Raw genomic sequence first — 2355 nt, 5'->3', positions numbered from 1 at the left:
GGGAAGCCGCCGACTTTCTCATAAGCTGCGGCACTGAGGCCCAAGTTGGCGCCGTGGATATGACGGTGCCCATCGCACGACAGCTCGCGGCCGGCAAAGGCTTCACGCACAGCGGGGGGATAGTCGCGCCATTCGGCCACGTCCACCACCCCGCAGAACGCGTCAGCGCCGCATGCTACCTGCTTCCACAGCCAGTCCGCAGGCACGACCGTGTCGGCGTCGGTGCTGGCAATCCAACGTGCGCCCAAATCAAGCGCATAACGGGCCGCCGCCGCACGCGCGACACCTACGCAGCGCGCATCGAGCGCGACTGCCGCTGCACCGTGGAGAGCGCACACGCCGCCTGTGCCGTCGGTGCAGGCATCCAGCGCGACCACGGTTACTACCGGCTCGCCCTCCAAACCTGGATGCACTGCAGCTTCGTTGACCGCCTCAAGGCAGCGACCAATGTCATCGGCTTCGTTGTGCGCCGGCACGATAACCGCGATCACCACATGCCCTCAGGGTGGGCCGCTCTGCTCGGTTTGGGGCTCAAGCCAATCAGTGGCAGATCGACGTCTGGGCCGGTCAGAGCGTGCGCAGGGCCGCGGCAAAGATGACGGTTCATTTGTCAGGGGATAAGGATCACCTTGCGGCAGTCCTCCTCCTTACGGTCGAAGAGTTCGTAGCCGCGGACGGCTTCTTCCAGGGGAAGGCGGTGAGTAATAATCACGCCCGGGTTGAGCGCGCCTTCCCCGATGTAGTCGAGCAACTCGGGCATCAGGCCCTGCACGTGGGTCTGGCCCATCTTGAAGGTCAGGCCCTTGTCGAACGCATCGCCAAGCAGGAAGCCATGCAGGTAACCGGCGTAGACGCCAGGAATGCTCACCGTGCCGCAGCGGCGGGTGGCCGCGATGCACTGGCGGATCGCCACCCCGCTGCTGCCTTCCACCTTCAGCGTGGTCAGTGCTGATTCGAGTGCGCTTCCTTCGGCTTCGAAGCCAACTGCTTCGATGGAGGCATCAACGCCGCGCCCGTTGGTCTGCGTGATGATGTATTCAGCCGGGTCTTCGATCTGACTGAAATCCACTGGGGTTACGCCATAAGTCTGCGCGGCGAAGGCCAGCCGGTAGGCCAGGTGATCGACCATAAAGATGGTCTCGGCCCCCAGCAAACGGCAGCACGCGGCAGCCATCAGTCCGACCGGGCCGGCGCCGAAAATGGCCACAGTAGACCCCGGTTTGACGCCCGCATTGATCGCGGCCTGGTAGCCCGTAGGCAAGATGTCCGACAGGAACAGCACCTGCTCGTCGGGCAGCGCATCCGGCACGCGCAGCGGGCCCACGTTTGCCTTCGGAACCCTTACGTATTCAGCTTGGCCGCCGGACACCCCGCCGTATAGATGGCTATAGCCGAACAGAGCGGCGGGCGGGCGGATGCCCTTCTGGTTCACCGCCGCGCCCTTCCCGGTATTGGTGGTCTCACAGGCCGCGTGTTCAGCCAACTTGCAGTGGAAACATTCGCCGCAAGCGATGACGAAGGGCACCACCACGCGGTCGCCAGGCCTCAAGTCGGTCACGCCGCTTCCTACCTCCTCCACGACCCCCATGAACTCATGGCCCAGAACGTCACCGGTGTGAAGATCGGGAATCTTTCCACGGTATAGGTGAAGGTCCGAGCCGCAAATGGCTGTCGCGGTGACGCGCAGGATCAGGTCATCGGGCGCCGCCAAGGTGGGATCCGGGACGGTGTCCACCCGGACGTCTTTGCTGCCGTGGTAGGTCAACGCGCGCATTGGCGGCTCCTCTTAACGTGATCGGTGCGCCTAGAGATACCGGTCGCTGCGTCCCCGGTCGGTGACCGGCGTGTAGTGAAAATGTGGATTCCACCAAGACACCGTGCTCATGGTTACAGGCCCAGCATGCCCATGACCCTCAGACCCTGGAGCGACCCGTGAACAAGCTACCTCTCAACCCCGCTGCCGACGTGGCTGACCAAGACAAGGCACACACGCCCGACAAGCTTCGGAACGATGACGCCAGCTGGAAGGACAAGGATATGCCGGAGGCGGAGCACACCGCTAAGCCCGAAGACTACGAGCGGCCGGCGAAGCCATGAGGGGCGCAAGCCGCCGCCCTTTTCCAATTTAGGAGAGCCAGATGGCCTTAATCCATTCGATTTTGATGGGAGCAGTAGCCGGCATGCGCGCGATGACGCCCTTGGCTGCGGTGACGAACGCCGCACGGAGTGGCAACCTTCCTTCCGATAACGGTGCGCCACGCATTTTGTCCAACAACTTCGCCTCGGCAGGCATGCTTGCATTGGCAGGAGGTGAGCTTATTGGCGACAAGATGAAGACGGCCCCCGACCGGATCG

General features: G+C 63.4%; 3 protein-coding genes and 1 pseudogene. 2 read left to right on the top strand and 2 right to left on the bottom strand.

Annotation, left to right across the window (positions count from 1 at the left end; genetic code table 11):
* Both KVS69_RS18085 and KVS69_RS18080 read right to left on the bottom strand, forming a co-directional pair.
* Positions 1–491 (bottom strand): glycosyltransferase (locus KVS69_RS18085; RefSeq protein WP_217539390.1); only part of this gene is annotated, 491 nt, incomplete at its 3' end.
* Positions 492–610: 119 nt separating this feature from the next.
* On the bottom strand, positions 611–1774 hold the full coding sequence (locus KVS69_RS18080; RefSeq protein WP_210131552.1) for a zinc-dependent alcohol dehydrogenase: 1164 nt from the start codon (positions 1772–1774) through the stop codon (positions 611–613).
* Between the two features lie 158 nt (positions 1775–1932).
* Here KVS69_RS18080 and KVS69_RS18075 point away from each other — a divergent pair, with 158 nt between their 5' ends.
* Together KVS69_RS18075 and KVS69_RS18070 are read left to right on the top strand one after the other, a co-directional pair.
* On the top strand, positions 1933–2097 hold the full coding sequence (locus KVS69_RS18075) for a hypothetical protein (protein WP_217539389.1): 165 nt from the start codon (positions 1933–1935) through the stop codon (positions 2095–2097).
* A gap of 41 nt (positions 2098–2138) precedes the next feature.
* Positions 2139–2355 (top strand): annotated as a pseudogene (locus KVS69_RS18070) (DUF4126 domain-containing protein); the annotation flags it as partial.

Source organism: Stenotrophomonas sp. GbtcB23, assembly GCF_019091045.1.
Lineage (GTDB): Bacteria > Pseudomonadota > Gammaproteobacteria > Xanthomonadales > Xanthomonadaceae > Stenotrophomonas > Stenotrophomonas rhizophila_A.
The sequence above is the reverse complement of the archived record's forward strand: the minus strand, read 5'-3'. Positions and strand labels throughout refer to the sequence as shown.